Here is a 2,847-nt window from a genome sequence, read left to right on the forward strand (position 1 = left end):
TGACCTTCGCGAGCTTCGTCGTCGGCCGCTCCAACACGCTGGCGCTTGCCGCCGCGCGCCAGGTTGCCGAGGGGCGTCGCGGCGACCCCGTGATGTTCAACCCGCTCTACATCCATGCCGGCGTCGGGCTCGGCAAGACGCATTTGCTCCAGGCGGTGACCTGGGCCGGCAATTCCGGCAACGAGCGCAAGGTGCTGTATCTCACGGCGGAAAAATTCATGTACGGCTTCGTCGCCGCGCTGAAGACGCAGACCGCGCTGGCCTTCAAGGAAGCGCTGCGCGGCATCGACGTGCTGGTCATCGACGATCTCCAGTTCCTGCAGGGCAAGTCGACCCAGGCCGAGTTCTGTCACACGCTGAACGCGCTGATCGATGCCGGCCGTCAGGTCGTGGTCGCGGCCGACCGACCGCCGTCCGATCTCGAAAGCCTCGATGACCGCGTGCGCTCGCGGCTTGCCGGCGGCCTCGTGGTCGAGATGGGCTCGCTCGGCGAGGAGCTGCGCCACGGCATTCTCAAGTCGCGCGTCGCCGCCGCCCGCGCCCATCATGCGACGTTCGAGGTGCCCGAGGAGGTGCTGCACTATCTTGCGCGCACCATCACCCATAACGGCCGCGACCTCGAAGGCGCGATCAACCGCCTGCTCGCGCACTCGAAACTCAACAACCGGCCGGTGACGCTGGAAATGGCCGAGCACGAGGTGCGCGACCTGATCCGGCCGCAGGAGCCGAAGCGGATCAAGATCGAGGACATCCAGCGCGTGGTGGCGCGGCAGTATAATGTCAGCCGCTCCGACCTCCTCTCCTCGCGCCGGACCGCCAACGTGGTCCGCCCGCGCCAGGTGGCGATGTATCTCGCCAAGACGCTGACCCTGCGCTCGCTCCCGGAGATCGGCCGCCGCTTCGGCGGGCGCGACCACACCACGGTGCTGCACGCCGTGCGCAAGATCGAGGCCCTGGTCTCCAAGGACAACGCGCTGTCGGAGGAAGTGGAGTCGCTGAAGCGCCAGCTTCAGGAATAAACGCCTAAGGCGCTCCTGCCGTTCTCACGCCGCCCCGGCCATGCCCGGGGCGGCGGTTTTCGTCTGGGAGGGAAATCGTGGGAATCGCGCGGAACTGCCCCCCCAATCCCTTGAATCCGGGGGCCATTCGAGCCACCTTGCGCGACCCTGACGGCTTTGGTCATATCGGCTGGATGATCCGGCTTTCCGGGGTCTTCGGTGCCGTGGTGCGCGTCCCGCCGCCCGGCCTTCTCAACGTTGTGTTTCCTTGGGGATCGGGCGAGTAGTGCAATGAAGGTTACGGTCGAACGCGCGCAACTCCTGAAGTCGCTGGGTCATGTCCACCGCGTGGTCGAGCGCCGCAACACGATTCCGATCCTCGGCAACGTGCTGGTCCGCGCCGAGAACGCCAAATTGTCGCTGAAGGCGACCGACCTCGACCTCGAGGTGACGGAGACGCTGCCGGCGGAAACCGCGACCGCGGGCTCCACCACCGTGCCGGCGCACATGTTCTACGACATCGTCCGCAAGCTGCCGGATGGTTCGCAGATCGTGCTGGAGGCCGACGGCGACCGCGCCGTGCTGGCGATCCGCGCCGGCCGCTCCCGCTTCACGCTGCAGACCCTGCCGGAGAATGATTTCCCGGATCTGGCCGCCGGCGACATGTCGCATTCCTTCTCGCTCGCGGCCAAGGACGTCAAGCGACTGATCGACCGCACCCAGTTCGCGATCTCCACCGAGGAGACGCGCTATTACCTCAACGGCATCTATCTGCACGCCGCCGGCACGCCTAAGGCCGCCACTCTGCGCGGCGTCGCCACCGACGGTCATCGCCTCGCCCAGCTCGATCTGGTGCAGCCCAAGGGCGCCGAGGGCATGCCCGGCGTCATCGTGCCGCGCAAGACCGTCGGCGAGGTGCAGCGCCTGATCGAGGACACCGACGCCGAGATGACGATCGAGCTGTCGCAGGCCAAAATCCGCTTTACGATCGGTAACGTCGTGCTGACCTCGAAACTGATCGACGGCACCTTCCCCGACTACGGCCGCGTCATCCCGCAGGGCAACGACAAGGAGCTCGTCGTCGACAAGAAGGATTTCGAGAACGCGGTCGACCGCGTCTCGACGATTTCGAGCGAGCGTGGCCGCGCGGTCAAGCTGTCGCTGGCACCGGGCAAGCTGGTGCTGTCGGTGACCAATCCGGATTCCGGCAGCGCGACCGAAGAGCTCGAGGTCGAATACGCCTCCGACGCCCTCGATATCGGCTTCAACTCCCGCTATCTGCTCGACATCGCCGCCCAGATCGAAGGCGACGTCGCAACCCTCAGGCTCGCCGACCCCGGCTCGCCGACCCTGGTGCAAGACCGCGACGACAAGAGCGCGCTGTACGTGCTGATGCCGATGCGGGTGTGAGGGGCGCTCTCGCGACCATCCATCGGAGCCGTAGGGTGGGCAAAGCTTGCGCCGTAGCTCGAAGAGCGAAGGCGAAAGCGTGCCCACCATGCAGCGGCCCGGATCGCGGCGAGACGTGGGCACGGCGCGCGCAGAGCGCGCCTTTGCCCACTCTACGGCATGCTCCCGCGAAGGAGAGCGCGTGCCCATGACGAATAGCATATGACCCCCTCCCGCATTCATCGCCTGACGCTGACGCATTTTCGCAATTATCGGGCGGCGGGGCTCGAGACGGCGGCTGACATGGTGGCGCTGGTCGGGCCGAATGGGGCGGGCAAGACCAATTGCATCGAGGCGATCTCGTTTCTGTCGCCGGGGCGCGGCCTGCGGCGCGCGACGCTGGAGGATGTCGCCGACAATCAGGGCGACGGCTCCTGGGCGGTGTCGGCGCAGGTCGAGG

Annotated in this window: 3 protein-coding genes; all 3 read left to right on the top strand. The window is 66.8% G+C overall.

All coding sequences use genetic code 11. From position 1 onward, the window contains the following. Positions 1 to 1,019: chromosomal replication initiator protein DnaA (gene dnaA, locus MOV75_RS33265; protein ID WP_246931715.1), on the top strand; the 1,019-nt coding region annotated here is incomplete at its 5' end. Positions 1,020 to 1,289: 270 nt separating this feature from the next. Further along, the gene (gene dnaN / locus MOV75_RS33270; RefSeq protein ID WP_246931717.1) at positions 1,290 to 2,408 is read left to right on the top strand and encodes a DNA polymerase III subunit beta; all 1,119 of its coding nucleotides are present in this window, start codon (positions 1,290 to 1,292) and stop codon (positions 2,406 to 2,408) included. Positions 2,409 to 2,609: 201 nt separating this feature from the next. After that, on the top strand, positions 2,610 to 2,847 hold a 238-nt coding region (locus MOV75_RS33275), incomplete at its 3' end, for an AAA family ATPase (RefSeq protein ID WP_246931719.1).

It is taken from the genome of Bradyrhizobium sp. PRIMUS42, assembly GCF_023006515.1.
Classification (GTDB): Bacteria; Pseudomonadota; Alphaproteobacteria; order Rhizobiales; family Xanthobacteraceae; genus Bradyrhizobium.